Here is a 26,405-nt window from a genome sequence, read left to right on the forward strand (position 1 = left end):
GGGATCTCAGCGTTGCGGAAACAGGAAGGCGAAGGCGATGCGTCGCCGCCAAGATTGGGTTAGCGCCTCCTCGATCACGCCGAGCCGCTCGTAGGCATGGAGGAAGGTGGCGGGACCGGTCAGGATCCCGACATGCTTGGCGATGGCGCGGGGCTTCATGCGGAAGAGGACCAGCGCGCCGGGCCCAGCCTGGGAAGTCGGCACCTCGATCATCATCCGGCGCGCGCCTTCCGCCAGCACCTCGCGCGGACCGGTCTCGCCCCAGTCGCGGCTGTAGGGCGGGATCGGGAACGGCTCGGGGCCGACGACCTCGCGCCAGACGCCCCGGGCGAGCCCGAGGCAGTCGCAGCCGACGCCGCGCAGGCTCGCCTGGTCGTGATACGGCGTGCCGAGCCAGGAGCGTGCGACGGCGATGACGCGTGCGGGGTCAGCGGAGATCACAACACCGAACCCTCATGCCCGCCATCCTTGGTGGCGTAGCGCAGCACCGCATCCTGGCCGGGAATGTGCGGGAAGCCGCGGAAGTTGGCGGTGTTGGCGAACTTCGCGCCGCAGGTCTCCATCCGCTTGTCGCAGCCCGCGCGGATGGTGAAACCGTCGCTCTCGGCGATCGCGCGCACCGGCGCCTCGAGCAGGGTCAGCACGGCGATGCCATCCGTAACGTCATGGCCCAGCACCTCGGTGCGCCGCCCCGCGTTCGCGCCGCTGGTCCACTCGACCGTGCCGAAGGTGAACCAGCCCGCCTCGAAGCCGCCGAGGCCGGAGGCCGTGAGCGCGCGATCGCGGAGGACATCGAGCACAACGCCCGTGCCCTTGTAGGCCGGATCCTCCAGATCGACTCCGCAGCGCGCATCCCCAAGCGCGGCATCGCAGCTCGCCTGGAACGTCCGTCCGACCGTCTGGCCGAGGACATGGGCGAGCGAGCGGACTTCGGCGACGAAGGCGAGCCGTCCGCGCCGGATCTGTCCGATGGCGCCGCGGCGCATCAGCACGCGCTGGCTCATGTCCGCCCAGTTGACCCGCCAGACCTCGACCTCCGCATTGTCCCAGCGGCCGTCGAGGATGTCGGTCTCGGTGATCCGGTCGGAGGTCAGCACACCCTCGGCGTCCTGCGCATCCACCGACAGGTCGGAGCCCGAGCGCACCTCGGAGGCGGTCAGCCCGCTCTCTGGCTCGAAGTCGGTGCCGTCAAAGCTCAGCGCCCGGTCGTGGTCGGTGAAGCCGAAGGTCACGCCGTCGGCGCGGGTGATCCGCCAGCACCAGGCGAGCGTGGTCGTGCCCTCATCGAGATGGGCTTGCAGCGCGGGCGAGAGGGATTTCATCGCCGGATCTCCACGAGCGGGATGGAGGTGATCGAGCCGAGCCGCTCTGTGTCGAGCGTAACGTCGAGCGCGTCGGTGTCGAAGCGGACGGGGACATCGAAGGCGAAGCCCGCGGTGATGGCGACGCCCGCTGCCGGGGCGGTGTCGAAGGCTACGACGCCGGTGGTCGTGTCAACGAGCCAGCCGCTGCCCTGCTCGATGCCATCGAGCGCGATGCGGACAGACCCTGCCACCGGCTTGATGATCGTCCGCACCCATGTCTGGCTGCCCGACGCGTAGCGCTTCACCAGCTGGAAGGCGGTGGTCGTTCCGTCGCCAGTGCCGATCGGCTGATCGGTCGGAGCCGGCGTCTGCGACGGCAGGCAAGACTTGTGGTCGGCCCAGTCCTTGAACCGGAAGCCGTGGAGGCGGCCGTTGCGCGCCTCGAAGAAGGAGACGACAGCCGCCAGGTCGTCGGCGCGGCGGATGCCGTAGGCCACGTCATAGCGGCGGCGCGAGTTCGCCCAGCTGGCGTTGCGCTCCTCGTCGCCGGAGGCGAGCTCGACGATGTGCGTGCGCCGCTCCGGACCGCCGCGCGCCCCGCGGCTGATGTCGTCCGGAAACCGGACCTCGTGGAGCGCCATCAGAGCCCCCTCCGGCCGAGCGAGACGGCGCGGGCGATGTCGGCCGCGACCTGCGTGCGGGACTGCCGGAAGCTCTCCGCGTCGCGAGCCATGATCGTGACGTTCACGCCGCCTGCGCCGTAGTTCTGGGCCTCACGACGCGAGAGCACCCGCTCGCCCCGCTGCAGGATCGCCGGCACTTCGTCGTGCCGCAGCCCGACCGCGCCGCCGGAATGCATCCGAGGCGCCCCCGCGAAGGCGAGCGCCGGGATCATGCGCGCCGGCGCGGGAGCGCCGACTATGCCACCGCCGTGCAGCACGTTCGCGAACACGCCACCGGCTCGGCCGAGAATGCCGCCGAGCGCGTTCGAGAGCGGGCCGAGCATGAAGCGCCGGGCCGCGAGCTTGGCGAGATCGGCGATGAGCGAGGTGACGAGATCGTGCACGTTCAGCTTGCCCGTCTTCACGAACTCGCCGACTGCAGTCTCCGCGCTCCGGAAGGCACTGACGAGACTCTGGCCGATATCGCCGCCGATCTCGCGCGCTTTGCTGGCATAGTCGCTGAGCGCGGCCGTGACCGCCTGCCATCCCGTGACGGCCGCATCGGTCGCTGGCTCGGCGGCAGCTGCAGCCGCCGCCGTGGCGGCGCTTGCATCCGTTGCGGCGCTCCCGGCGCCGTCGAGCGCCGTTTCGAACCGCTCCGCAGCCTGCGTTGCCTCTGTCAGCGCGGCGTCCGCACCGACTTCGTCGTCGCCGCGCATCGCGTCGCGCAGTGCCTGCATGGCGGGGCCGACGCCGTCGAAGGCGGAGGCGCGCGTAGCGGCCGCCTGTCGGCGGAAAGCCTCGGCCGAGGCGCCGGCATTGCTGGCGGCGTGCCCGAGCATCGACGCGTAGCTCTCGGCCCCGAACCAGTCGATCCGGGTGTCCGCGCCGATCTGTTCGGCTACGGCGTTGAAGGTCGGGCCGATCTGCCCGAGGAAGTCGGCCCACTTCTGCGAAAGGAAGGCCATCAGGCGCAGCCAGATCCCCTCGACGTCGGCCCGCAGGGCCCGGAAGTCGTCGACGAAGGAGCCGGCCGTGGCCTTGATCCCGTCCCAGACCGCTTTGGCCACGGCGCCCATCAGTTCCAGCGCATTGCCGAACCCGCCGGCGCCCCGGACCAGCTGAGTGAACTGGTAGATCAGCTCGCCTGCGCCGACGATCAGCGCCCCGATGCCAGTGCGGATGAGCGCGCCGCGGAGGACCACGAGCGCAGTGGCAAGGCCGCGAACGGAGAATGCCGCTGCAGCCAGCCCCGCCACCCATCGCCCAGCCATGAAAGCGGCGAAGGTGCCGGCATAGGTGACGAGCCGGCCCAGATTGTCGATGAGGGCTTGGAATGCGCGATGCAGCACCCCGCCCGAGGAGGCGAGCCGAACGAAGGCATTGGCGAGATCGGTCACCACCGGCGCCAGCGCGGCGCCGATCTGGTTGCGCATCCCTTCGAAGACCTGGCCGACACCGATCAACGCGATCTGCGCCCGGCGCATGGTCTCGATGGTGCTGGAATCCATCACCGCACCGAGATCCTCGGCCTGCCGACCGAGGCGCTTCATCTCCGCCCCGCCGTTGCGCAAAAGCGGCAGGAGGCGGGTGACGTCGCTCGCCATGGCTTCGAGGTAGAAGGTCATCTCCTGCTGCCCGAGCCCGGCGCGCTCGAGGCTATCCACGAAGAGCTGCAGGGCCTCGGGTCCGGACAGCCGCGCGAACTGCTCGGCGGTGACGCCGATTTTGGGCGCGACATTCTCGAAGAAGTCCGCCATCGGTCCGCCGCCGGTCTGCAGGAAATCACCAACGCGGTCGTTTACGTCCTTCAGGATGTCGGCGAGCTTTTCCTCCTCGATGCCGACCGTTCGGGCGGCGCCGGCCCAGCGCTGAAAGGCCTCCGGTGTGGCGTTTGCTATCTGCGCGAATTCCCGCGTCTCGGCAGCTGCGCGGATGGTGGCGTTCGCGATCGCTCCCATAGCCGGGATGGCGGCGGCGACAGCCGCGCCCATCGCCACGGAAATCCTGCGCGAGAAGCTCGCGAGCCGCCTGTTCGCCGCCTCCATTTCGTGGCTGAGGCGGCCAAAGCCCTTCGCTCCGGCATCGCCGACGCCCTCAAGTTCGGCGCGCACCTGCCGCCCGCCGACCGCGGCGAGGCGGACGCTAACGCGTTTCTCGGCCATGCGAGACTTCCATCTGCTCGTTGAGCTTTGAGACCATCACCGCTTCGATGAGCGGCAGCAGTTCGGCCGCGGCGGCGGGCGGCACGCCGAGGGCATCACCCAGCGCCAGTGCGGCGGTCAGGTCCCAGCCGACGATTGCGCCGGGCAACACGCGCAGCTGACCGCCGAGGCGGCCGACCAGATCCCAGACCTGCCAGCCCTCATGCGTGAGCGGCCGGTTCAGTCGCGCCGGGCAGTCCGGGCACGGCCCTTCACAGGCTTCGCAGTATCGGTCGCCCCCGCCGAAGGACCATTCGGCGAGAGCGCAGAGGCGTTTTTTTCCTGTTCCAGCAGCAGGCCTTTGGACACGTAGGTCAGCTGGAAGGCCTCGAAGATCGGCCAGACGTCGAGCAGCGCGTCGATGGCCTCCGGGCTCGGTTCGATGGAGTTGCCGTCAGCATCGCCCACCCCCTCCCAGGCGAGCACCGCCCGCCGCGCGAGAGACTTGGCGAAGGCGACGGCGCGTTCCTCGTCGGAGGCTTCCTCGGGCAACCCCTCGACGGCGGGATCGCTGCGGGTTGAGACCATCAAGGCGGTGGTCAGCGGGCGCAGCTGCACCCGAACGCCGGGGGCGAGATCGTGCCAGCGCGGGGCGTTGGTCAGGTCGAGCGTGAGCATCAATACGTCTCCACATCATTCACGAGGGTGGCAGTGCACATCCGGCCGACCACGCTGTCGCGGGCGGCCTGCCAGTCGAACGTCGCCTGCACGCCCTGCGGCCCGGAGATTTCGATTCGGGGTCGCGGCAGGTAGACGGCGTGCACGGTGAAGGTGAAGCTTTCGCCGGACGGCAGGACGTAGGCGAATTCCATCTCGCAGGCATCGCCGTTGATCGCCTGCGTGACCAGCGTGCTGTCGGCGAAGCGCACCTCGATGGAGCCGGTCAGCGCGGCGATGGACGGGTCCGCCCCGTCGATCCGGCCGTCGGCGCGGATCGTCTCGATCCGGTCGAGGTTGTTGGCATAGGTGATGTCGGCCGAGACCACGTTGCCGAGTGCCGAGCCGTTCCGGGCGATCGACCCGTTGAAGTGCCCGAAGCGCTTCAGCTCCAACGCGTCCGGCGTCCCAGCGCTGCTCGTCGTCCCGACCGTCTCGCCCTGCGCGACGAGGCGCGCCGTGGCGGTCAGCAGGCCTGAGCGCTGCATCTGCCAGTTCAGCTGATCGAGCACGCAGCCCGAATACATGGCGTAGCGCGGCACCTCGGGCATGCCGGTCTCGATCGAGAGGCTCGGCAGCGTCCAGGCGCCAGACTGGAACTCGTGGCTGTAGGGGGCTTCGGTGCCGGTGGTCGTCGGCGCGCCGAACGCCGCCTTCAGCCACAAACCGAAGGCCTCGGCGTCGATCGGCACGACCACGTCGCCATCGGCCGTCACGGCGTCCTTGATCGGCGCCAGCGGATCGCGGCCGTAGCCGAGCAGTTCCGAGTTCAAGAGCGGCTGTTCCGCGCCGAGCGAGGCGCTGGCGAAGGGCATCTTCGTGAAGCCGCTCGCGGGCGGCGTACCATAGATGGTCTCGAACGCGAGCGCCATCTGCGCTCGCGCCCCTTGGGCGCGTGCCATCGTGTTCTCCTTGAATGGTCGGGGTCAGCCGAGCGGGTCGGCCGTGGTGTAGTGCAGGACGACGGGGATGACGGCGGCCTTCAGGCTCGCCGCGCCCTCGACCGGCAAATCGACCGGCCGCGGCGCCTCCGCCTCGACCCAGTCGCAGAGACCGCCCAGCGTGCGGTCGACCACGAGCGCGGCACCGATGCTGGCGGTCAGTGTGTCGAAGTCTGCGTCGCGATTGGTGCCCTGCACGACCGCTTCGATCTCGGCTCGGTGCTGATAGTGGTACCTCAACGGCGACAGCGTCACCTCCGGCTCCCCCGGCTCGCCGTCGCGCAGGATCAGCAGGCCATCGATGGGTACGCGCTCGGGCAGAACCTCACCGCGCAAGGTAGTGGCGGGCAGCGCCGAGAGCCGCGCGTGCAGCGCGGCGAGGATGGTTTCGCGAGGGGTGGGCATGTTTCCGTCTTCGTATGGAAGCGGTGAAAAAGGTCAGAGAAGGTCGCCGAAGCTCGCGATCTTCAGTCTGAACCGGTGGTTCGCCGCCCAGTCGTCCTTGATGGCGTCGGCCTCCTCGACGCTCAGGAGACCTTCCACGATCATCTGTACAGTCAGGTCGGCTGTCCCGAGAACCACCAGACCGTCGTTGATGCGACGCGCTTCGTTCGCCGCGCGCTTGTCGTCCAGAGCGAGACCGGCGCCGATCGAAATGGCGTGCGCGATCGTGGCGCTTTCACCGATGCCGAGGCGCTGCGTGCCGGTCAGCTGTCCGAACATTTCGAGGGCAGCGTCGTCCTCCACGCGGCAGACTTCGCAGCATCCGGCGGCAACCGCGGCTTCAAACCGGGCCAACTGATCCCCGTACACATCGGTGATCTCGCCAGCGGCATGGTCGGTGACCAGAAACTGCGGCGACAGGTCCCGGATTAGACCCATCCGGTCGATCCGAAGGAAGTTCACCAGTACGGACGTGTCTGTGACGAGGACAATTGGCGGCGGCGCAGGCATCTTGGACGTCACTCGGCTCGCGCTGCTTCCGCAAGTTCGAGCAGCTTGCGCCCGTCAACGCCGACGGTCTTGCCTACATCGAGAAGGCGTCCTCGGGAGATTTCGCCGAGCCGATACGCCTCGAGCGCCAGGTGGGCCACGCGGCTGCGAAGCTCTCGGGTTCCTCTGGGGCCACGGACTGGCTCCTCAAGATCTTCGAACAGGTCCAGTGCCCGCAAGTAGTCCTTTCCAGCATTCTCCTGTTCCGGCGACAGAAGCAGGAGGCTTTCCGGTTGATTGATGTAGCGAAGGCTCTTCAGTCGATAGACCGCCGCCTGATAGCTCACGCCGAACCTGTGCGCGATGAACGCGACGTCCTGAAAGCCGATCGTCTGGGAGCGCGGCGCTGGACGTAGTTGGCCCTGTATGCTGCCGCCCGTCGCCACATCGAAGACGATCTGATCCGTGCGCGCCGGCTGACCCTTTCCAAGCTGGCGCAGTTCCTCTTCGAGCCCCGCCTCAGGAAGCAGGAAAGCCGCAGCGAAAGCATTTGCCCGCTGCTCAATCCGTTCACGGCTGTTGTCTGCACTGCTGACGCCGACCACCCGGTTCCGATCCATAAGGGCATGCGCGTATTCATGCGCCAGCGAGAACCGCTGGCGGGCGCGCACATGTCCAGCGTTCACGAGCACGGCCATGCCAATGCTCGGATGATGCAGGAACAAGCCGGACATGGTGTGCGGAAGATCGACGACAGATGCCCAGATACCCTGATCGCCGAGCAGTTCCGTCATGTCGGCAATCGGAGAACTCCCGAGCTCAAGGCGTCTCCGTTCCTGTTCAGCCACCCGCTCGCCTTGGGCGACGGCATCCCCGGTCGATCTCGGTACCGGCTCACGATACGCCGGCGGCCCGTCGCGCTCCTCGCGCCCCAGCAATCCCTCCAGGCTGACACCTTCGCGGCAGATTTGCACGCAGCGGTCCACCTCGATCCGGATCTCCGGAGCCGCGTCGAGGCCCGGCGCAATTCGATGCAGCGCCACGACGACGTCCTCTTCGGCGTCCGGCGCGTCCGCGAGGAACCAGCTGACCGGGCGACGATAGAGGTCCGCAAGCCGTGCAAGTTCCATGGTGGACACTGCGCGGTTCCCTCCTTCGATCTGCGTGACGGCCGTACGGGGAAGGCCGAGCGCTTCAGCTGCTTCACCCTGACTGATTGATGCGAGTTCTCGTGCCTCCCTCAGCCGACGAGACATTTCGGTGCGGTTCATGACGGGTTCCTCAGGTGCGCGTGTCGGGCTTCTCCCGGCCCACACTTGGGCACAAGATAGGCTGAGCGAACTCTAAGGTCAAATTCTTACTTGAACGTTCGATTGCAGCATACCACATCCTGGCCATGCCACCGAAAGGAGGTGATGGGCATGGCAGGCAAGAACCAGCACGTTGTTCGGCGCGAGGACGGATGGGCCGTCCTCGGCGCCGGGAACAGCCGCGACACGGCGCGGTACGGCACTCAGGCTGAGGCAGTCGATCGGGCCACGGAGATCGCGCGCAACCAGCAGAGCGAAGTTCTGATCCACGGACGTGACGGGCGGATCCGCGAGCGCAACAGCTACGGAAACGACCCGTTCCCGCCACCCGGGTAAGAACAGCGCGGAGGACCCATGAGGCCCTCCGCGCGACCGTTCTCGTCTCAGAACCGCTCCTTCACCCAGTTCTCCACGACCAGTCCCGGCACCGCACCATGTGCGCGCTCCGCGTCCCGCGCCAAGTCGAGCCGCTTCGGCAGCTTGACCTGCGGCACCAGCAGAAAGATCGGCGCGGTCACCTGGCCGCGGCCGGTCTTCGAGCGAGACGCCACTGCCTGGCCTCGCGTGTTGAGCCGCGCCTTGTCGGCTACGAGCAGGCTCGGCCCCCGACGCCGATAGACGAACCGTAGGCGCAGCCCACGTCGCCGCTCCCACTCACCGGGGGTGATCCGCCCGCCGCGAAGCCCGCGACCGGCGGCCTCGGTCGGGATCGCCAGCCAGAACCCGTCCTTCGAGCGGATCAGCGGTCCCGTATCGTGGGCGCCGACGATGACCGGGGCCTTGGACCAGACCAGCGCCGCGGCGTCCAGGCTTTCGCCCGCCTTGGGGAAGCTCTGGCTGCGGATCGAATTGGCGAGCCGGGTGCCGAGCCCCGCGCCGGTGATCTGCAACCGCCACGCGATCTTCAGCCCGCTCCCGGCCTCGCGCATGGCGGCGGTCACGGCGCGTTCACCCGCCGCGACCTCGGCCGCCATCATCGCGACGATGTCGGGATCGATGTCGAGCTTCAGTTTCACGCGGGCCTCAGATCGACGGTCCAGACAAGCCGTTCGCGATCGCGGACGGGCTCGCCCTGAATGAGGAAGGCCTCGCCATCGATCTCGATGCGGTCGCCGGGGCGCGGGCTCGTCACCTCCGCGACGCGCAGATCGACCCGGGTGGTCTCGGACCAGAGCCGCGCATCGCCGAAGTCGCTGATCGCGTCGGCGCGCCGGGCGACGACGCGCACCAGCACGGGCGCGCCGCCGTCGGCTATGTAGACTGCGTCCCGGCCGATGTTCGGATCGGCGAAGAGCGCGCCAACGGCGGCGGCGAAGGCCGACATCAGAAGGAGCCGTTCAGGCGCACCCGGCCGATCAAGTCGCCTGCGCCGCCCGCGACCGCCTCGACGGCGACACCTACAGCCGTGTTCCCCGTCGCGGTCTTGGTCGCTTCCTTGTTGGTGTTGTCCCAGTAGACCTTGTCGCCGGCCGACCAGGTCTGGGAAGCGACCTTCTTCAGGTCGAAGACGCCGACAAGCGCGACCTCGACGCTCTCGCCACTCGCGGCATCGCCGGACGCCACGCCGAAGATCGAGCCGACGAGCAGGCCGTCGCCGGAGGCAACGGCATAGGGCGCGGCGAGCGTGATGGTGTTGCCGGGCTGGACGTAGTTCTTCATCGCAATAGTCCTTCACAGAACGACGAAGGGCGGCCGTGGCCGCCCGTCTCGTCAGGGTTCAGATGTCGGGGACGAGCGCGGATCAGGCGCCCGGGTTCTTGTAGAGGCCGCGCCAGTCGATGGCCTTGGCGCCGAAGTCGAGGCGGCACTTGATCTCCACCCCGTCGACGTCGAAGCCGTTGCGGGTCTCGATGTACGCACCCTGCTGGCCCTCCAGATAGGCGTACTCGATGGTGTCGATCTGGTTCGGGCTCGCGGCGAGGTACCAGGCAGTCTCGCTCGCGGCGTCGAGCCGTGGCTCGCTGATCGGCGCCAGGGTCCGGATCGACTGTGGCACGACGCTCGCGCTCGACGCGGGCACCAGGTTCTGCGCGACCAGCTGCTCGGCCTTCAATTCCAGCGAGGCCGGCACGATCAGGAAGGCGGGCCGGATGTTCAGCACCGTCTTCTTGTCGAGCCCGGTCTGCTTCGCCATTGCCGCGCGGCCCGAGCCGACCGCGTCGACGGCGAGCGCGGCGCCGCTGCCGGCGAGGTTCTTGTGATCGGCGTGGAACAGCGCCTTGCCGTCGGCCATCGCCGGATTGGCGGTGATGATGCCCCAGACCACATCGCTCTCGAGCTGCGCGATCGAGTTGCCGTACATCGCGGGGATGCGGGTGAAGGCGTCGAGGTCGTCATTGATCAGAACCTGCCGGGTGATGGCGACCACCCGGCCATAGGTCTTGACCTTGTAGCTTTCCTTCGACTCGCCCAACGTTCCGCGCTTGAACTCGCCGCTCTCCCCGACTTCGAGGAGCTGCGGCGCTTCGCCGAGCTGCACCCGGTGCATGGCCTTGAAGTCAGTGGCGAGCACCTGCCGGCAGAAGAGCGCGAAAGTTCGCGGATAGGCCTCGTAGGCCTGCCGGAGCGTCTTGTTGGTGACCGCCGAGAGGATCTCGGGGAAATCCGAGGTCGTGTGGAGCGCGCGCGTCGCCACCTCGTCGCGCGACAGGCCACGCGTGTTCACGCCGGCGTCGGTGAGACTCTCGCGCGCGAGCTCGAGCAGCGTCATGCCGCGGTACTGGCGCGCGGCATCCTCGAGCGGGAAGAGCGTCGGGCTGTAGCGGTGCAGGAGCGCGCTCGCTACCGCATCGCGGCGGGTGACGCGCTCGTCACGGCCGCCGAGCGGCACGGAGACTTGGCTGAAGGTCCGCGTCTCCTCGGACTTGGCCGCGACCTGATCGAGGATCAGGCGGCGCGCCTCGTCGATAGCCACGCCGCGCTTGACCAGATCCTCGGCGAAGCCGCGCTCGAGGCTGAGCCGGCCCGCCAGGTCGTAAATCGTCGAGACGCGGTCGCGCTCGGCATCGCGGGCGCGGGTCACCAGCGCCTCGGCATCCTCGCCCTGTGAGGCGGTGCCCGGCTCCGGTTTCGCCGGCTGCTGGCTCTTCGTCTGGGCGCGGGTCTCGCTCGCGCCGTCCTTCGGCTCGGTCACGGTCGTCTTCTCCTCGGTCTCGACCGTCTCGGTCGTCTCATCTGGGGTCTTCGCATCGGCGTCCTTGGCCGCCGGGCTCTTGGTCTTGTCCGTCATCGGGCTGACTCCTGTGGTGGCGATGGGCGCGTGCCGGCGATGAAGGACGCAGTCGTGAAGCGGGGCATGGCTGCGGAAGCCGGCGGCGGGATCGGCGCCGACCGCCACGGCGGAGACCTCGAACGGGGTCCAGTCGACCGCGCGCCAGAGTTCGCGACCGCCCTCGGGCTTGGAGACCTCGAAGCGGTGGACCTGGTAGCCGATCGAAACCGCGCGGATGTGCCCGTCCTGGATGTCGCGCCAGATCGGCTCGACCTCCGCGCGTTCCGAGAGGCGCACGAGGGCGACACCCCGGCCGTTCTCGATCCTGGCCGAGCCCGGCACGACCGAGCCGATCACCGCATCGAGCTCGGTCAGCTCGTGCACCTTCAGAAATGGCGCGCCGGCGTTGAGCCGCTCCAGCCGGACATGGTCCGGGTCAAGGCTCAGCTCCTCGTCGTAGGTCTCACCGAAGAGCGTGATGCGGCGGACGCGAGCGCCGGCCGACCAGACCACCTCGACGGTGCGGGACTCCGGCTCGGCCGTGCTCGGCGCAAGCTCCGCCGCCCGGCGGAGCGCCGGCAGTTCGATCATCGTCTCCATGGATCAGTCCTGTTCAGCGGCGTCGGTCTGCGCCGGGTCGTTGGATTGCGCGCTGCCGGTCTTAGTGACGCGCCGCGGATCGCTGTCGAGCACGAGCCCGAGCGCGTCGAGCTTGGCGTTGGTCGCCGCGATCTCGGCGAGCACGGCATCGGGGTTGCGGCCCTGCTGGGCGATCACCTCGGCGAGGCTGGTGGTCCCTGAGCGAATCGCCAGCAGGTTCGCCATCGCGTCCTTCTGCGGGTCGACCGCCTCGAACTTCGGCGGCGACCATTCAACCGGTATGTCGGGGCGCGGGATCTGGCCCGTTGCCCATGCGGCTTCGGTGAACCACCGCCAGACCGGCTGGCAGAGCATCGGAATGAAGAGCTGCCACTGCACGGCGTCGATCTGGCGGCGGAATTCGACGAGGCCTGCCCGGATCGAGGAGTAGTTCACCTGGGAGAGGTCCCCGGTCAGCAACTCGTAGGGCACCCGGAACCCGGCCGAGATCGTGTGCAGGCTCGCGCGCTTGTACTCGGCATAGCCGCCTGTCGCTGACGGCTGGTTGAAGCGGATGTCCTTGCCGCCGCGGGCATAGGCGATGAGCCCGGGCTCGAACTGCTCGACCTGGTTCCCATCGGCGTCGACGACGGCGGGCGCGATGCCCTGCTGGGCCTCGTCGTCGCCGAAGACGATGGCGGTGACGCAGGCCTCGGTCTTCTTGCGGACGATCTCGGCCACCTCGTAATCGTCGAGATCGCGCAAGGACCGGATCACCGGCGCGCCCCAGGGCACGCCGCGCGCCTGGGTCCGCTGCTTCTCGTAGACATGCGCGATCTCGCTCGCCGGTACCGCCCGGCTCGACGCGCCCGCCTGCACCGCGCCGAAGGCGTCGCCTGGATGCTCACCGTGCAGCCAATAGGCCCGGCGCTGTCCGAGCGGGTCGAACTCGATCCCCTGCACGAGGCGACCGGACCCGATGGCGCCGGTCCGGCTGGCATCGAGGAAGTCGGCCTCGAGTACCTGAAGCTGAAGCGGGACCGGGAGCCCGTCGCTCGGACGGCGGAGCCGACGGCGCACCAGGACCTCGCCGGCCTCGACCATCTCGCGGCAGATCAGCGTCTGCAGCCCATAGAAGTCGAGCTGACCGTCGGCGTCGCAGGCGGACGACCAGCGCTCGAACAGCGCGTCGACCTTTCGATCGAGCTTGTCGTCGCCACTGGCGGCGCGGGGCATGATCCCCGCGCCGATGATGTTGTTCACCAGCACCGCCACCGCCTTGGCGGCATGCGGGTTGTTGCGTACCAGATCCCGCATCCGGTTGCGCAAGAGCGCACCGGCGACGCCGATCTCGGTGTCGGCCGAGGACGCGCTCGCCCGCCAGCCATCCGTCCGCCGCCCACGCGCCGCCCCGTCGTAGCCGCGGGTGTGCGTGAGGGTGTCGAACGCCTGTCGCGCGAGCACCCGACGCGCGGCGGCTCGCGGCGCAACCGTTGCGATGGCGCGGTCGAACCAGCTTGCCGACATCAGCGGTCCCCGCGCGAGAAGCCGGCGAGACCTGCGACCGGCAACGGCCGGCTTGTTCCGGTGATCGCGCGCTCGATGGTCCGGATGCGCGCGAGCAGGTCCTCGGCCGAGCCATAGTCGACGGACTTGCCGTCATAGCTGACGCGCGTCGTGCCGCTGGCATAAGCGCGCCGGAGCGCGGCCAGTTCAGCTTCGGTCCAGTCCGCCATTAGAACCATCCTTCACGTCGCCCGAGCCAGTCCGAGCGCCGTTTCGTCTGCGGCGCGGAGGCGGGCCTGTTGATCAGCCCCGCGGCATCCGCCGCGGTCGGCGCCCGCCCGAGCTGATCCTCGAGGTCGCGCCATTTCTCGTCGGGCCAGCGGTCCGCGCCCGCGATCCAGGCGGCAGCGCGGGCATAGACCCGGCAGTCCAGCGCCTCGTTGCGCTCGCGCAGCTTCTGCCATTCCAGCCGGGCGAAGCCGCGCTTCGTGCGCACCGTCACCAGCTGCTCGGCCACGAACTGCTTCAGCCATTCGTTCTCGACCCAGTGCGGAAGGTGCACCGAGCCGGGCGGGAACGCCGCCCCGTCGGCCATCTCCTCCTCGGTCGGCCGCGCCAGCCGCAGGAAGCGGTAGGTCTCGGCCTTGAAGGTCGACACCGCCACCGTCCAGAGCCGCGCGCCGCGCCGCAGCCGCTTGCCGCCCTCGGTCGCATCGACGAAGGTCGGCCCCGACACCGGGCTCGAGCGGTTGAACCCCTCGACGCCCTTGACTGGCGATACCTGCGCAAACCCGTGCGCCCGCGACCAGGAATAGACGGCCGGGGCCTCGTAGCCGGTGTCGATGGCGAGCCGCGCGATCCTGAGATGCGCGCCACGTTCATGCAGCCAGCTTTTGTCCAGCAGCACGGTCAGTTCCGACCAGGCGTCATGCCGGTCCGGCCCGCCCTCGATGACGACGTGATCGACGAGCCAGCTTTCCAGTCCGCGGCCCCAGGCCCAGACGTCGACCTCGATCCGGTCCTTCTGCACGTCGGCCCCGGCAGTCAGGAACAGCCCACCCGCAGGCACCGTGCCGGACGTCCAGCGCTCGCGCCGGTCGTAGAGCCGCTGCCAGTCGGGCGCTTCCCCGGTCTCGACCCATGTCTCGCCGAGTATCGTGTTGCGAAAGGCCTTGATCGCCTCGTCGGACCCCTGCGCCGCGTCCCATGCCCGCACGATCCGCTCCCAGCTCAGCCAGCCGATCGGCGAATAGAGCGCCGAGAGGTGATATCCGACCGTGGTCGGATCGGCGGCCGTGGCGGTCGCCCGCCATTCGCCGCCCTCCAGCATGGCCGTCTTGTGGTGTTCCGCGATTGCCGCGTCGCAGACCTCGCAGTGATACTCCGCCGTCTCCGGGCGGCCCTTCTGCCAGCGCAGCCGGTCGAACTTCAGCCACTGCATCGCGCCGCAATGCGGGCACGGCACGAAGAAGCGCCGTTGATCGCTCGCCTCGAACTCTCGCTCGATGCGGCTCAGCCCCCGGATCGTCGGAGTCGAGACCAGGAATACCTTGCGCCGGTGCGCGAAGGTCAGCGACCGCGCCTCGGCGAGCGTGACCGGATCGCCTTCCTCGTCGGCCGAGGCCGGATAGGCGTCCACCTCGTCAAGGAAGATGTAGCGCGCCGGCGTCGAGCGAAGCCCCACCGCCGAGTTCGCCCCGGTCATGATCAGGATGCCGCCCGCGAACTCCTTCGACAGCATCGTGTTGCCGGCGTCGCGCGAGCGCGCTGGCTTGACCCGCGACCGCAGCTCCGGGCTCTCGTCGATCAGCGGGTCGATCCGCTGGCGCGAGTTGCGCTTCGCGAGTTCCACCGTGGGCTGGACCGCAAGCATCGGCCCCGGCGCCTGGTGGATCGCGAAGCCGATCCAGTTGTTGCCGGCCTCGGTGGCGCCGACCTGCGCGGCCTTCATGAAGACGATGCGCTGCGCGGCGTTCCCCGGCGACAGCGCGTCCATGATCTCGCGCGTGTAGGGCGTGCGGGCCGTGCGGTATCGCCCCGGCTCGGCCGACGCGCGGGGCGCCAGCATGCGGTGCCGGTCCGCCCATTCCGAGACGGTCAGGTCCGGGTCGGGCCGGAGCCCGGCGCCCCAGGCGCGCAGGACCTCCGCGACGCCATCGAAGTCGGTCAGGGCATCTTCGGCGTCACCTGAACTCGGGCCGGACCTCGGCGAGATCGTCGAGGTGGGCGCGTACATGGCTCTCCAGCGCTTTCTGCATCGCGGCCGCCTCCACGCCGAGCTCGGCCGCCATCAGCGCCGCGGCGCGGGACGGCCAGTTCACCCAGGCGTCGCGCTCCTCGCGGGCGAGCCGGAACACGAGCGCGGTCGCGCGGGCGCGGTCGATCAGCTCCCCCTTCATCTTCTGGAGGCGCAGCCGGCGCTCCTGCGCCTTCAGCACCTCGTTGGCGGTCTTGGCCTGCAGGAAGGTCGTGCCACCGCCGACGGCCGGGACCGCCAGACCCTGTTCGCGCAGCGTGTCGCCGACGGCGGCCACCGCCGCCTCGGGGACGGGCTTCAGCTTCGGCGCGGGCGGCTTGCGGGTCTTCGACGGGTCCGTCGTCTCGGCACGCCTCGCGTCGCTGGCGGCCGCGTTGATGCTGCCGTCCGGATAGAGGACCAGCCGCTCGGCGGCCTTCGCCTTCTGGATCGCGCCGCGCGACAGCCCAACATGGGCGGCGTACTGGCGCTCGCTCATGCCCTGCATCGACGGCCCCGATTATCATTCAGATTCATGTGCTTATCGAGTTGATAAGCCTCCGCGCCGGAGCGAACGTCCGTCCCACAAGGACGATGCAACTCACTACGGAGCCACCACGATGACGACCCGCCTGAACCCGATCACCACGCCCCGCCACGAGCTCCGCGCCGAGAAAACGCAACGGAACAAGCAAGCCGCGCTCGACGCCTTCATTGCAAAGAAGGCCGAGATCGACGCGATGCTCGCCCGGCTGCAGGGCCTCAGCGACGAGCATTTCAACGCCCACCCCGACGAAATCAACTGGGGGCATGTCGGCACCCTCGAGCACTACGCCAGCCTCCTGAAGCGCATCACCGACAGCGCCTTCGGCGAGGGCGAACACGCTGACTGACGGGTCATCTCTCCGAGTCCTGCCCGCCGACTGGCGGGCTCGACCTCGTAGAAGGGCCCGCATCCCGCGCGCCCCGATGCGACGGAGACGACCATGACCAAACTTTCCGGCACCCAGCTCCTGATCCTGAGCGCGGCCGCGCAGCGCGACGACCGCAACGTTCTGCCGCTGCCCGGCTCGCTGCGCGGCGGCGCCGCGACCAAGGTGGTGGCCGCGCTTCTCTCCCGCGGGCTCATTGCCGAGACCATGACCGACAGCCAGACCAAGGCCGACGCGGCGCTGAACCGCATCTGGCGGAACGATGAGGATGGCCGCGCCATCCTGCTCCACATCACCGACGCTGGCCTCGCCGCCATCGGCGTCGAACCCGAGGACGCGCCGAACGCGGACGCCGCGACGGAGATCACGACAGACGACGCTCCCGCGCTTAAGGTGCGCAAACCGCGCGAGGGCACGAAGCAAGCTCAGCTCATCGCCATGCTGCGGGCGCCGGAAGGCGCGACCATCGACGAGATCGTCGCCGCCACCGGCTGGCAGCCGCACACGGTGCGCGGCGCCTTCGCCGGCGCGCTCAAGAAGAAACTCGGGCTCGAAGTAACCTCCGACAAGGTCGAGGGGCGCGGGCGGGTCTACCGGCTCGAAGCCTGATCCCGACCCGGCGCACCGCCGAAGTTCCGGCGGTAGGGAAGCCGGACCGGAACAGAGCCGCCGCTCGTCCTGAGCGGCGGCTTCGTCGCGCTGACCCTGAGCGCCTCGAACAGCCGCCGCAACGTGAAGCTGCGGACGATGGAGGCCCCGGTGAAGACCAACCCCATCTGCAAGTTCTGCGCGAGCGTCGTGTGCAGACCGAAGATCGGGAAGATCAGGATCTGCGTCACGACCGCGACGCCATAGCCGACCGCGACATTGGCGATGGACTCGACCAGCGACATGAGCCGCGACTGCTTCATGCGGCCTTGCTCTTCCTGCGCCCTGCGCTCGCGGCGTCGGTGGGGGCATCGGACTCGTCGTTACCGAGCCGCTCCGTCCTCACGTCCGCAAAACTGCGTCCTTCGCCATCCAAGATCGCGTCGTGGCCGGTCTCCGCCTGCCAGCGTTCCACGGCGACATCGACATAGGCCGGGCTGATCTCCATCGCGAAGACCCGGCGTCCGTTGGCCTCGCCCGCCATGATCTGCGAACCCGAGCCTGAGAACGGCTCGTAGCAGATCCCGCCGCGGGCGACGTGCTGGCGCATCGGGATCCCGAAGGCGTCGAGCGGTTTCGGTGTCGGGTGGTCGGGCCGGTCATCCTTGGCGAAGCTGGGCAGCGCCCATGTCGACGGCAGCGTTTCCTCGGCGACTTTGGGCGGGCGGTTCGGGCGGCGCCAGCCCATGAAGCAGGGTTCGTGCTTCCAGAGGTAGTGCGACCGGGTCAGGACCCCGCGGTCCTTCACCCAGATGATCTGCTGGTGGACGAAGGCGCCCGCCTTCTCCCAGCAAGCCTCCAGCATCGCCTGGCGGCGCGAGGCGTGCCAGCAGTACCAGGCGGCGTCTTCGGCGATGGCCTCGGCGACCGCCGCAGCGATGAAGCCGTCGTAGAGTTCCGCGCCTTGAGAACTGTCGTCCCAGGTCGTGCCGTAGGACGCCGACCAATCCTTGTTCCGGGTCGGGTGGTTCGAGCCGTCGTAATCGACGAGATACGGCGGATCGGTCGCGAACAGGATCGCCCGCTCGCCATTCATCAGACGGCGCACATCGGCCGCGCTGGTGCTGTCGCCGCAGAGCAGCCGGTGATCGCCGAGGATCCAGAGATCGCCCGTCCGCGACGCCGGATTGCGTGGGGGTTCGGGGATTGTCACCGGTGGCACCGAGCCCCCGGGGCCACCTTCTTCACCGTCGTCTTCCGCGACGTAGGCCAGCAGCTTATCGAGTTCGCCATCGGAAAACCCGACAAGCGACAGGTCGAAATCCTCGGCCAGCAGGTCGTTCAGTTCCGCCGAGAGCAGCGCCTCATCCCAGGTCCCGAGTTCCGTCAGCTTGTTGTCCGCGATGCGGTATGCGCGGCGCTGCGCCTCGGTCAGGTGCCCCAGCAAGATCACCGGCGCTTCGGTCAGCCCGAGCTGCGTCGCGGCCTGCACGCGCCCGTGCCCCGCGATTAGTTCCCCGTCCTCGGCCACGAGGCATGGCACGGTCCAGCCGAACTCGGCCATGCTGGCAGCGATCTTCGCCACCTGGTCCGCGCCATGCGCCTTCGCGTTCTTCGCGTAGGGCTGGAGGCGCGACAGCGGCCACATCTCGATCGCGTCCGGGGCGAAGCTCAGCGTCATGGTGGGCAAGGTTCCTCGGTCGAGTGGATGCCGGTGGCATCCGGACTCCGGATGCCGCGCAGGACTCCACACGGGGTCCAGCGGCCACCAGCGGTGTCCGGTCGGAAGGCCAGCGTTCATTGGTGTTTGCGCAAGGCGCGGGTGGCTCCGGCTTCCGGGTGGCTTCCCAAAAATCCGGCCCTGTCGCTGGCGATGTCCCGCGCTTCGCCCGCCAGCATACGAATATCGCGAGGAAGGAACCAAGAACTCAATGGGTTAGCCCATTGGACCCCGGCTGGACCCTTCGCTGGACCCCGGAAGCCAGCGGCGCGGCCTCTGCCTGCGCGCTTCTCTCCCGAGCATATTGGTTTTCTAACGGCCTCGACGAAATGTGTAAGGCCCTGCGATGTACACCCGAAAATTTCCTCAGAGGACGATTTTTCTTGACAGCCGATTGGCGTTTTCGATGACGAACTGCTGCGAGCGCCGGGGCGACGGCACGCGACCGTTCAGCCGCCAGGTGATCACCGCAAGGCCGTACTGCCAGCGCTTGGTCGCGGCCGTGCGCGACAGGCCGAACTGCCAGCAGATCGGCTTCCACGCCATTCCGTCGGCGCGGGCCCAGACCAGCCGCCCGTCCTCGGGCTCGAGCCAGCGCAGCCAGAGCATCGCTTCTTCCGCCTGCGTGATCTGTCGCGGGCTGGGCCTCGGGCGACGCATCTGCGGCTCCTGACCGACCTTGTCGGCGAAGCTGTGGAAATACTCGGGCCAGGCGTTGAAGAAGCCCTGCGGCATCACGCCCGGCATCTGCCGCATCACGCCCGCCGCAAGTTCAAGCCGATCCTGCACCTGCGCTGTGGTCCACTCACCCATGGCGCGCCTCCTGTTCCCGCTTGCCGTAGAGCCGCTCGCCGAGTTGGCGCACCAGCTCTCGCTCCGGCCAGGTCAGGCGGTCGTCGTCGACGGCGACGGCCAGCAGGCCCTGTTCCTTCCAGCCGTCGCGCTTGACCTCGTCAGGGTTGCGGCGGTGACCGCCGTAGCCCTTGGGCGTGAACCGCATGCCGCTCATTGCACACCTCCCCGGGTCTCCAGCGCCCAGAGCAGGATCGCGATGGCGTCGGCCTCGTTGTCGTCGGCGGGAGAGAAGCCGCGCGCTCGGGCGGCCGCCATCATGGCGTCCTTGTTCGCGTTGCCCTTGCCGGTGGCGTGGCGCTTGATGGTGCCGACCGGCACGCCCTGATAGGCGACGCCCGCGGTCTCCGCCCATGACGTCAGCGTGGCCAGCAGCCCGCCATACACATGCGCCGCGTCAGTCCCGACGTGCCTGCGCACTTCCTCGAAGTGGATGGCGGTGATGGCTCCGGCGTCGTTCGCCAGCTGCTCGAGCCAGCCCCGGAACCGCACGTAGCGCATGCCCCCGCCGTCATAGCGGCTGGGCCGGAATGACACGGTGCCGCTGGTGATCAGACCGTCCGCAGCCTGCAGCGCCCAGCCAGTGGTGGTACCGAGATCGAGGGCGAGGATGACCGGCACGCCGGGGAACGGGGCGCTCATGGGTGTCGGGGTCGGAGATGCGTGGGCCATGATGGGCTCCTTTCCGGTTTGCTGCTCGATGGGGTGACGGGCGGGGCATGCGGGGCTCATGGATCGAGCTCCCTCAGCCAATCGGGGACGGGTGAACCTCGGGAACCTGCCGCGGGAGGTTCACATGGAGGTTCACACGCACAAGGCTCTGAATTCGCTGGGCTTTGTGAACCTCGCGAACCTTGTGAACCTTTTCCGGCATCATCCTTCGCATGTGCGTGCGCGCGCGCGTACGTAAGGGTTGGAAGAGGTTCACAAGGTTCACAAGGTTCACATTTGCCATTCTTATCAACGGCTTGATCGTGTGAACCTCGGTTTTGGAGGTTCACACCCGCGCTCGGAGGTTCACACGCGTCGGGCCCTCGTGCGCCCGATTGCGGACGCGACGGTTGCTCCGAGACCTTCAGCTGCCATTTGACCGCCCTCCGAAACGTGCCCGCCTGCACCAGCCTGAGCGTCAGATCGCCCACCTTGAACACGCGGTCCCGCATCTTCTTGATGGCGATCCCGAAGCTGGTTTTCTGCGCGCGATCCGTGTGGCAGGTGATGGGGGGCGCCGGATCGCAGAACAGGGCGACGTCGAAGAGGTCGGCCGCGCCCACCTCGGCGGTCCCGAACCGGTCCCACCAGGCGGCGATGAAGGCGCTCCAGCCCGCGCCTTCGCTGTCGGAGGCCTCCATCATCTCGTCGAGATTGCCGAGGAAGCCGGGAATGCCCGCGACCTCGAGCACGCCGCCGACGACATGCGCCCAGTTCTCGAAGGAGCCGATGGTGCGCGCCCCGCGCGGCTTTCCGGCGGCGATCCACGCCTGGCACAGCGTGAGGCAGGCGGCGACCAGCCGGGGGCGGTTTGCGCGCACCCATGTCATCAGATCGGGATGGCGGAAGCCGGTGCGCTGCCAGGGGCGCTCCTCGTGCGGGTCGAGCCGGATGCGCAGGAGGCGGCGCGCCATCTCGTTGGAGAACTCGGGGTTGTTACCGGTGGCGATCCAGAGACAGCGGATCGGCAGCCGCGCCATTTCCGATGCGCCGAGGATCCGGTCCTCCCAGAAGGGCGCCGTCAGGGCGGCCGCGACGGCGGAGCTGTCGAGCTTGGCGCGCAGGTTGTCGATCAGCACGATCGCGGGGATCTGGCGCAGCTTGGCGGTGACGCGCTTGCGCCATTCATCGTCGTCGCGCCCTTCAGTCATCACGCTCGCGCCTGAGCCGGTGAGGATGGTGGCCACGGCATCGACCATCAGCGTGGCGCCGGAGCCGGGGCTGGGCTTCTCGATCAGGTGCAGCGGCGTCGGCCCGTCGATCATGCCGCGCAGGAAGCCCAGCAGCAGCAGCGCGATCACATGCGCCATCTCGGCGGGGCCGACGAAGGGAAAGTCTCCCAGCAGATCCTCGCACAGGAGGCTGCGGGCGGCGGCAACCTCGGCGGCTGACGGCTTGGCCGGAATGGTCGGCACCACGAAGCCGGGAGTCGGGGCATAGAGAAGCCGCGCATCGGGATGATATCCCGGCGTGGTCAGCAGCGTGCCGCCGCGACCGAAGACGGGTGTGTTGACGATGCCCACCAGCACGGGCAGCGCGGGGTCGGGCGTGGCCAGCACGGATTTGACCACGGCGATCGGCGGCGGGGCCGCGACCAACTCGCCCTTGCCGTTCAGCTTCTTCCAGTGCGCCAGCCGCGCCAGCATGTGACGCAGCCGTTCCTCGGTGATCGCGGTGGCGACCGGGCGGCCTTCGTCGTCGGGCACCACCCATGTCGGCTGCCCGGCGAAGCGGAACACCCATGGCGTCCGGTTCGAGGCCATGAGCAGACTCCAGACCCGCTCGACCGAGCGGGCCAGATCGCCCTCGTCGGCGCGCAAGGTGGGGATGGCCTCGCCGCTGCCCTGATAGTTGACCGGCCTGTGCTGCCCGATCAGCAGCGTGGGCTCGGCCTCGGTGATGGCCTCCGCATCTGCGATCAGGGCGGCGATAGCCTCGGGCCCCTCGCGCAGCAGCAGGTCGTTGAAATCCTCGCCTTCCTCGGGCGGCAAGACGACGGCCACGTCGCGCCCTTGCGCGCGCAGGCGCCGGGCGGCGGCCTCGGCGGCCCGCAGACCGGCCCCGGAGGTGTCATTGTCGGCCAGGATCAGCACGCGCCGGACGCCAGGCGGTAGATCGACCTGTTCGAGGCCCGATGTCGACAACGTCGCCCAGACCGGCAGATCGGGGCATGCGGTCATCACCGCGAGCCCGGTCTCGATCCCTTCGGAAAGCGCAAGCCGATCACCGTCGCCGAGATCGGCGAGACGCACCGCGCCACCAGCCACTCGGCCCAGCATCTTCTTCGCCTTGTCGAGCGGCGCCTTGGTGACCGCCACCTCATCGGTGGCGAGGTAGCTGCGGTGCAGGCCGATGACCGCGCCATCGCGGTCGCGGACCTGTCCCAGCATGGCCGGATAGCCGGTCTTCGTCTCCCAATGGGTAAGGTCGGGGTGAAACAGCAGATCGGCGGCCTCGGGCACGGTCAGGCCGCGTCCGGTCAGATACCGCGCGACCGGAGAGCCCGTGATCGTCTCCGCACCCGTCAGGATGTGCGCGATCTCCAGCGCGGGATCGCGCTTCAATGGGGGTGGCGTCGGCGGAGCGCGACGTTCCGGCGCGCCGGGCGCAATGCCTGCGATCTCGGCCGCCTCGACGATCAGGGCCCGGCCGTCGAGCCCGGTCGCTTCCTCGATGGCGCTGATCGGACCGCCGCCCTGATTGCCGTCGAAGTCGATCCAGTCGCCAGCATGCGCGCCGCGCAGGGTGATGACGCAGGAGCCGGTATTGCGCGGCGCGTCGCCCCGGATGTTGGCGAGCCGCCACTCGTCGCCCGACCTGCGCCCGCGCGGAAACAGGCGTGGCACCCATATCTCGGCGGTCTCGCGAAGGCGCGCCACCACCAGATCGAGATCGTAGCGCAGAGGCTCGCCACCGAGCGGTTTGGCGTCGTTGAGGTCAAGCAAGGATCACCAGACCTTTCTCGGCCCGCGTGATCGCGGTATAGAGCCAGCGGTTGCGGTCGGCGGCGCTGCGCCCGAACCCGTCGTCGAACACGACGACGTTCTCCCATTGCGAGCCCTGTGACTTGTGGCAGGTGATCGCATAGCCCCAGCTGGACTCGATCAGCCCGCGCCGGACCTGCCACTCCCGTCGCCCACGCTCGGGGTCGTAGGCGACATGATCGGCATATTCGCCGCGCCAGAAACTCTGTCGCCCGCCGAGGCTCACCCCGTCCTCGGTCTCGACCATGGCGCTGAAGGCGAAGGCGTCGTCCGGATCCTGCCGCACCTCGGTCAGGGTCAGGAACATGCCGTTGATCAGCCCGAGATCGTGGCGGTTCTTGAGACAGATGATCTTCTCGCCGCCGCCTGTCGGATAATCGGCGCTGAACCCGGCCGCGCGCTTCATCGCGGTGTTCAGCCAGCGCCGCGTCGCGTTGGTGCCGCAGATCACTTGGCCGCCCTGCAGCATCTGCGCGGGACCGACCTCGTGGCGCGACATCTTCCAGACATGGTCGTCATGCGCGCCGGGTGGGATCGGCAGCCCCTCACGGGCCAGCGTCGCGAGCCTCAGGATGGCGCTGTCGCTCGCCTGGCGGTGCACCTCGGTCAGCATCACGTTCGGTGCGGTCTCGGTGAAAAAGCCCGTGTCCTTGACGGGCGGCAGCTGCCCCGGATCGCCCAGCACGAGGATCGGCTTGCCGAAGGCCATGAGATCGTGGGCCATCTCCTTGCCCACCATCGACACCTCGTCGAGCACCAGGAGGTCCGCGTCGCGCAGGATCGACTGCTCGTTGATCAGGAACTTCGGCTGGTGGATGTCCTCGAGGCGCAGTTCGAGCTGGGCGATGCGCGTCATCGCGAAACCGCGCTCGGCCGGGCCCATGCGCGGCAGGTCGCGCCGCAGCGCCAGCAGATCCTCGGTCGCGCGCGCGATCTCTTCGGGCGTCGCCTCGGAGACGCGGTAGATCAGGCTGTGGATGGTCTGCGCGGGCGTTCCCTTGCGCGTCATGACGAGCGCCGCCTTGCCGGTGAAGGCGGCGAAGAGCACGCCGCCAAGCCCGCCCGGGGTCATCGGTTCAAGCCCCAGCGCCTCGATCGCCATGGCGGTGATCGTGGTCTTGCCGGTCCCGGCATAGCCGAAGAGGCGGAAGATCTGCTGGTCGTGCCGCCGCGTCTCGTACCAGTCGCGGATGGCGGCGATGGCGCGGCCCTGGGTATCAGAAAGGGTGATGGTCATACGCGGTCCTCCCAGCAGCGGGTTGCGAACGGGCAGAACCGGCAGAGAAAAAAGTCGGGACTGGTCGCGATGCGGGGCAGAAGATCGCCCGCGTCCGCGGCGCGCAGCACGTCGACCGCCTTGTCCGACAGCGCCTGCGCGGCGGCCGGATCGAACGGCACATGTTCGTGGTAGATCTCGCAGGTGTCCTTGTTCAGCGCCGTGAAAAGCGCGGACCCGAGGCCCATGTAGGCCATGTAGATCTGCATCTGGCCGAAATAGACGGGCTTCGAGAGCTGCACGCCCTTCTTCGCGGTGTCGGACCAGGACGAGGCTTTCAGCGCCTTGTGTTCCCAGAGCAAAGGCCATTCGAGGCCGATCTCCGGGCCGCCGACGATCACGCCGTCCACGTGGCCGCGTATGCGTCCGCCCGCCGTCTCGAAGCCGAACTGGCCGCCAGCTTGCGTTTGCGTGCGCAGATCGAATCCGGCCTGCCGGAGCCAGCGGATCGCCAGATCCTCGAAGACATGCCCGGCAGCGAAGATGCGAAGAACGCGCCCCTCGAAATCCTTGCCCGGATCGGGCGGCGTGCGGGTAACCTCGTAGACCAGCCGCCGCGCGCAGGGCTCGCCGATGCGGCTCGCGCCCAGATAGTCGCGCGGGCGCTGGCCCTCGCGTTCGGCGACCAGCGCGGCATCGATGCGGGAGTTGATCCGCGCGCCCAGTGGTTCGGGATCAGAGGTGCCGCGGCCATAGACAAAGCCCGATCCGTGATTGAAATCGACCAGCATCCGCACCCCTTCAGAACGGCACGTCGCCATTGTCGGACTGGCGTTGCATCGAGGCCCGAAAGCCGTCGACGCAGGCCTCGATCACGCGGTCGATGTCCGCGGCCGGGCGGTCGAAGAAGGGCGCCATCAGGCCCAGCTCCGTCAGCGCCTCGGCGAGCATCCGGCGGGCCTCCACGATGGCGCGCGTCTCCATGTCGGTCTTGTCGATCATGCCGTGGTTCCTTTTGGCGTTGGCCGAGCCCGCCATCAGGCAAGCCATCGAGCAGAAGCGGTAATGAGGGTGGTGATCCCAGCGCAGGCCGTGGCAGTAGCCAAAGCCCCGGGCCTCGCGACCGCACTGGGCGCAGGGCACGCGCCGGGCGAGGTCCGCGCGTGAAGGAGGGCTCCGCCCGTTCGCGGCTGAAACGCTCCCCCGGAGCCTTTCCGAGACGCCGCTCACCCCATGAGCAGCAGGTCCAGCGTGTCGCGCTCCTCCTTGTCCGGGGCGGCGGTCCGGCGCTCGGAGGACAGCACGATGAACCGGCTGATGGCGTTCGAGGCCATGCATTCCAGATCGCGCCGGGTCAGGCTGGCGATGGGGCGGTCGAGACGCCCGCGCGCCTCGAGCCAGCGTCCCATCGCCAGTGCCGCCTCCGTGGTGACATGCGCCTGCCATTCGTCCGGGCTCACGGGTTCAGCCAGGCTGGGCCGTTGCCGGGTTTGGCGGCGGGCGGTGTCTGGGTGGCGGGCTGGGCGGGAGCCGACGGCGCGCCCCAGGCAGGCGCCGCCGGCGCGGAGGCCGACTGCGGCTGGCCCCATGCCGGGGGCGCGGGCTGCGCGGCTGCGGCGGCGGGCCGGGGCTTGTTCGACGGCTGCGCGGGCACGGTTTCGCCCGCCATTACCTTCTGCCATTCGGGCGCCGTGGGCAGCACGACATGGTCGAGCTTGTTGGCGTCCTTGTAGGCGGGGTTGCGGCTCGGCTCGATCTGGATCTTCGCGACGAAACTGATCCCGTCGAGATCGGCGAGCCCACGCAGCACCCGCTTGACCTTCGCCGCCTCGCTCATGTCCTCGGGGTTCAGCCCGAGC

The 26,405-nt window shown here is 68.8% G+C and carries 31 protein-coding genes and 1 pseudogene; 3 read left to right on the forward strand and 29 right to left on the reverse strand.

Going from position 1 to position 26,405, the window contains the following annotated elements:
• Nucleotides 1–6 precede the first annotated feature (6 nt).
• From JSE7799_RS01965 to JSE7799_RS02010, 10 genes are all read right to left on the reverse strand, one after another.
• Complete coding sequence (locus JSE7799_RS01965; protein WP_055662106.1) at nucleotides 7–441, reverse strand: NlpC/P60 family protein; 435 nt, start codon at nucleotides 439–441, stop codon at nucleotides 7–9.
• Nucleotides 438–1,322: a phage/gene transfer agent baseplate hub protein gene (locus JSE7799_RS01970; RefSeq protein ID WP_055662107.1), complete on the reverse strand. Its 885-nt coding sequence runs from the start codon at nucleotides 1,320–1,322 to the stop codon at nucleotides 438–440. Before JSE7799_RS01970 ends, JSE7799_RS01965 begins: the two co-directional genes overlap by 4 nt.
• Complete coding sequence (locus JSE7799_RS01975; RefSeq protein ID WP_055662108.1) at nucleotides 1,319–1,945, reverse strand: DUF2460 domain-containing protein; 627 nt, start codon at nucleotides 1,943–1,945, stop codon at nucleotides 1,319–1,321. The genes JSE7799_RS01970 and JSE7799_RS01975 overlap by 4 nt, the downstream gene beginning before the upstream one ends.
• Nucleotides 1,945–4,131, reverse strand: a complete 2,187-nt coding sequence (locus tag JSE7799_RS01980) for a phage tail tape measure C-terminal domain-containing protein (RefSeq protein WP_055662109.1) — start codon at nucleotides 4,129–4,131, stop codon at nucleotides 1,945–1,947. Before JSE7799_RS01980 ends, JSE7799_RS01975 begins: the two co-directional genes overlap by 1 nt.
• A complete protein-coding gene (locus JSE7799_RS01985; RefSeq protein WP_245624769.1) occupies nucleotides 4,112–4,282 on the reverse strand; it encodes a DUF7697 family protein in 171 nt (56 codons plus the stop codon). Before JSE7799_RS01985 ends, JSE7799_RS01980 begins: the two co-directional genes overlap by 20 nt.
• A gap of 68 nt (nucleotides 4,283–4,350) precedes the next feature.
• The gene (locus JSE7799_RS01990) at nucleotides 4,351–4,788 is read right to left on the reverse strand and encodes a phage-derived protein YdaY family protein (RefSeq protein ID WP_055662111.1); all 438 of its coding nucleotides are present in this window, start codon (nucleotides 4,786–4,788) and stop codon (nucleotides 4,351–4,353) included.
• On the reverse strand, nucleotides 4,788–5,729 hold the full coding sequence (locus JSE7799_RS01995; RefSeq protein ID WP_055662112.1) for a phage tail tube protein: 942 nt from the start codon (nucleotides 5,727–5,729) through the stop codon (nucleotides 4,788–4,790). Before JSE7799_RS01995 ends, JSE7799_RS01990 begins: the two co-directional genes overlap by 1 nt.
• Before the next feature lie 24 nt (nucleotides 5,730–5,753).
• Nucleotides 5,754–6,173, reverse strand: coding sequence for a hypothetical protein (locus JSE7799_RS02000; protein ID WP_055662113.1), 420 nt, complete (start codon nucleotides 6,171–6,173; stop codon nucleotides 5,754–5,756).
• Nucleotides 6,174–6,206: 33 nt separating this feature from the next.
• The gene (locus JSE7799_RS02005; RefSeq protein WP_083480153.1) at nucleotides 6,207–6,722 is read right to left on the reverse strand and encodes a PIN domain-containing protein; all 516 of its coding nucleotides are present in this window, start codon (nucleotides 6,720–6,722) and stop codon (nucleotides 6,207–6,209) included.
• 8 nt (nucleotides 6,723–6,730) lie between these two features.
• Complete coding sequence (locus JSE7799_RS02010) at nucleotides 6,731–7,972, reverse strand: helix-turn-helix domain-containing protein (protein ID WP_083480155.1); 1,242 nt, start codon at nucleotides 7,970–7,972, stop codon at nucleotides 6,731–6,733.
• Nucleotides 7,973–8,122: 150 nt separating this feature from the next.
• Here JSE7799_RS02010 and JSE7799_RS02015 point away from each other — a divergent pair, with 150 nt between their 5' ends.
• Nucleotides 8,123–8,347, forward strand: coding sequence for a DUF2188 domain-containing protein (locus tag JSE7799_RS02015; protein WP_055662133.1), 225 nt, complete (start codon nucleotides 8,123–8,125; stop codon nucleotides 8,345–8,347).
• A 47-nt stretch (nucleotides 8,348–8,394) separates the two neighbouring features.
• Here JSE7799_RS02015 and JSE7799_RS02020 read toward each other — a convergent pair whose 3' ends face one another.
• The 8 genes from JSE7799_RS02020 to JSE7799_RS02055 all read right to left on the reverse strand — a co-directional run bounded on the left by JSE7799_RS02020 (nucleotide 8,395) and on the right by JSE7799_RS02055 (nucleotide 16,051).
• A complete protein-coding gene (locus JSE7799_RS02020; protein WP_055662116.1) occupies nucleotides 8,395–9,027 on the reverse strand; it encodes a DUF6441 family protein in 633 nt (210 codons plus the stop codon).
• On the reverse strand, nucleotides 9,024–9,335 hold the full coding sequence (locus tag JSE7799_RS02025) for a head-tail joining protein (RefSeq protein WP_055662117.1): 312 nt from the start codon (nucleotides 9,333–9,335) through the stop codon (nucleotides 9,024–9,026). The genes JSE7799_RS02020 and JSE7799_RS02025 overlap by 4 nt, the downstream gene beginning before the upstream one ends.
• The gene (locus tag JSE7799_RS02030) at nucleotides 9,335–9,670 is read right to left on the reverse strand and encodes a DUF2190 family protein (RefSeq protein WP_055662118.1); all 336 of its coding nucleotides are present in this window, start codon (nucleotides 9,668–9,670) and stop codon (nucleotides 9,335–9,337) included. The genes JSE7799_RS02025 and JSE7799_RS02030 overlap by 1 nt, the downstream gene beginning before the upstream one ends.
• Nucleotides 9,671–9,752: 82 nt before the next feature.
• A complete protein-coding gene (locus JSE7799_RS02035; RefSeq protein ID WP_055662119.1) occupies nucleotides 9,753–11,822 on the reverse strand; it encodes a prohead protease/major capsid protein fusion protein in 2,070 nt (689 codons plus the stop codon).
• Nucleotides 11,823–11,825: 3 nt separating this feature from the next.
• On the reverse strand, nucleotides 11,826–13,328 hold the full coding sequence (locus tag JSE7799_RS02040; RefSeq protein WP_055662120.1) for a phage portal protein: 1,503 nt from the start codon (nucleotides 13,326–13,328) through the stop codon (nucleotides 11,826–11,828).
• Entirely contained in the window at nucleotides 13,328–13,537 is a 210-nt protein-coding gene (locus JSE7799_RS02045; RefSeq protein WP_055662121.1) for a phage head-tail joining protein, read from the reverse strand. The genes JSE7799_RS02040 and JSE7799_RS02045 overlap by 1 nt, the downstream gene beginning before the upstream one ends.
• Nucleotides 13,537–15,543 carry a phage terminase large subunit family protein gene (locus JSE7799_RS02050; protein WP_055662122.1) on the reverse strand — a complete coding sequence of 669 codons (2,007 nt, stop codon included), beginning with the start codon at nucleotides 15,541–15,543 and terminating at the stop codon, nucleotides 13,537–13,539. The genes JSE7799_RS02045 and JSE7799_RS02050 overlap by 1 nt, the downstream gene beginning before the upstream one ends.
• Nucleotides 15,491–16,051, reverse strand: a complete 561-nt coding sequence (locus JSE7799_RS02055) for a hypothetical protein (RefSeq protein WP_055662123.1) — start codon at nucleotides 16,049–16,051, stop codon at nucleotides 15,491–15,493. Before JSE7799_RS02055 ends, JSE7799_RS02050 begins: the two co-directional genes overlap by 53 nt.
• A 112-nt stretch (nucleotides 16,052–16,163) precedes the next feature.
• On the opposite strand from JSE7799_RS02055, the gene JSE7799_RS02060 reads away from it, so the two are divergent.
• A complete protein-coding gene (locus tag JSE7799_RS02060; RefSeq protein ID WP_055662124.1) occupies nucleotides 16,164–16,436 on the forward strand; it encodes a hypothetical protein in 273 nt (90 codons plus the stop codon).
• Nucleotides 16,437–16,529: 93 nt separating this feature from the next.
• Nucleotides 16,530–17,084, forward strand: coding sequence for a DUF3489 domain-containing protein (locus tag JSE7799_RS02065; protein WP_055662125.1), 555 nt, complete (start codon nucleotides 16,530–16,532; stop codon nucleotides 17,082–17,084).
• Here the strand turns inward: JSE7799_RS02065 and JSE7799_RS02070 are convergent.
• The 11 genes and pseudogenes from JSE7799_RS02070 to JSE7799_RS02120 all read right to left on the reverse strand — a co-directional run.
• Nucleotides 17,066–17,386 carry a DUF7220 family protein gene (locus JSE7799_RS02070; RefSeq protein ID WP_370736634.1) on the reverse strand — a complete coding sequence of 107 codons (321 nt, stop codon included), beginning with the start codon at nucleotides 17,384–17,386 and terminating at the stop codon, nucleotides 17,066–17,068. The two genes, JSE7799_RS02065 and JSE7799_RS02070, sit on opposite strands and share 19 nt — an antisense overlap.
• Nucleotides 17,383–18,744: a site-specific DNA-methyltransferase gene (locus JSE7799_RS02075; RefSeq protein ID WP_055662126.1), complete on the reverse strand. Its 1,362-nt coding sequence runs from the start codon at nucleotides 18,742–18,744 to the stop codon at nucleotides 17,383–17,385. The genes JSE7799_RS02070 and JSE7799_RS02075 overlap by 4 nt, the downstream gene beginning before the upstream one ends.
• Before the next feature lie 405 nt (nucleotides 18,745–19,149).
• Complete coding sequence (locus JSE7799_RS02080; protein WP_023851473.1) at nucleotides 19,150–19,596, reverse strand: DUF6362 family protein; 447 nt, start codon at nucleotides 19,594–19,596, stop codon at nucleotides 19,150–19,152.
• Nucleotides 19,589–19,792 (reverse strand): hypothetical protein, encoded by a 204-nt coding sequence (locus tag JSE7799_RS02085; protein WP_083480157.1) that lies wholly within the window; start codon nucleotides 19,790–19,792, stop codon nucleotides 19,589–19,591. Before JSE7799_RS02085 ends, JSE7799_RS02080 begins: the two co-directional genes overlap by 8 nt.
• Nucleotides 19,789–20,277 (reverse strand): hypothetical protein, encoded by a 489-nt coding sequence (locus JSE7799_RS02090; protein ID WP_222101686.1) that lies wholly within the window; start codon nucleotides 20,275–20,277, stop codon nucleotides 19,789–19,791. Before JSE7799_RS02090 ends, JSE7799_RS02085 begins: the two co-directional genes overlap by 4 nt.
• 86 nt (nucleotides 20,278–20,363) lie before the next feature.
• Nucleotides 20,364–23,291: a DUF7146 domain-containing protein gene (locus JSE7799_RS02095; RefSeq protein WP_055662128.1), complete on the reverse strand. Its 2,928-nt coding sequence runs from the start codon at nucleotides 23,289–23,291 to the stop codon at nucleotides 20,364–20,366.
• The gene (locus JSE7799_RS02100; RefSeq protein ID WP_055662129.1) at nucleotides 23,284–24,567 is read right to left on the reverse strand and encodes an ATP-dependent DNA helicase; all 1,284 of its coding nucleotides are present in this window, start codon (nucleotides 24,565–24,567) and stop codon (nucleotides 23,284–23,286) included. The genes JSE7799_RS02095 and JSE7799_RS02100 overlap by 8 nt, the downstream gene beginning before the upstream one ends.
• The gene (locus JSE7799_RS02105) at nucleotides 24,564–25,337 is read right to left on the reverse strand and encodes a hypothetical protein (RefSeq protein ID WP_055662130.1); all 774 of its coding nucleotides are present in this window, start codon (nucleotides 25,335–25,337) and stop codon (nucleotides 24,564–24,566) included. Before JSE7799_RS02105 ends, JSE7799_RS02100 begins: the two co-directional genes overlap by 4 nt.
• A gap of 10 nt (nucleotides 25,338–25,347) precedes the next feature.
• Complete coding sequence (locus tag JSE7799_RS02110) at nucleotides 25,348–25,689, reverse strand: DUF6511 domain-containing protein (RefSeq protein ID WP_055662131.1); 342 nt, start codon at nucleotides 25,687–25,689, stop codon at nucleotides 25,348–25,350.
• An 83-nt stretch (nucleotides 25,690–25,772) separates the two neighbouring features.
• Nucleotides 25,773–26,006: a hypothetical protein gene (locus JSE7799_RS02115; protein WP_055662132.1), complete on the reverse strand. Its 234-nt coding sequence runs from the start codon at nucleotides 26,004–26,006 to the stop codon at nucleotides 25,773–25,775.
• Nucleotides 26,003–26,405, reverse strand: a pseudogene (locus JSE7799_RS02120) (hypothetical protein); the annotation flags it as partial. The pseudogene JSE7799_RS02120 and the gene JSE7799_RS02115, both read right to left, overlap by 4 nt.

The organism is Jannaschia seosinensis (assembly GCF_001408515.1).
Taxonomy (GTDB): domain Bacteria; phylum Pseudomonadota; class Alphaproteobacteria; order Rhodobacterales; family Rhodobacteraceae; genus Jannaschia; species Jannaschia seosinensis.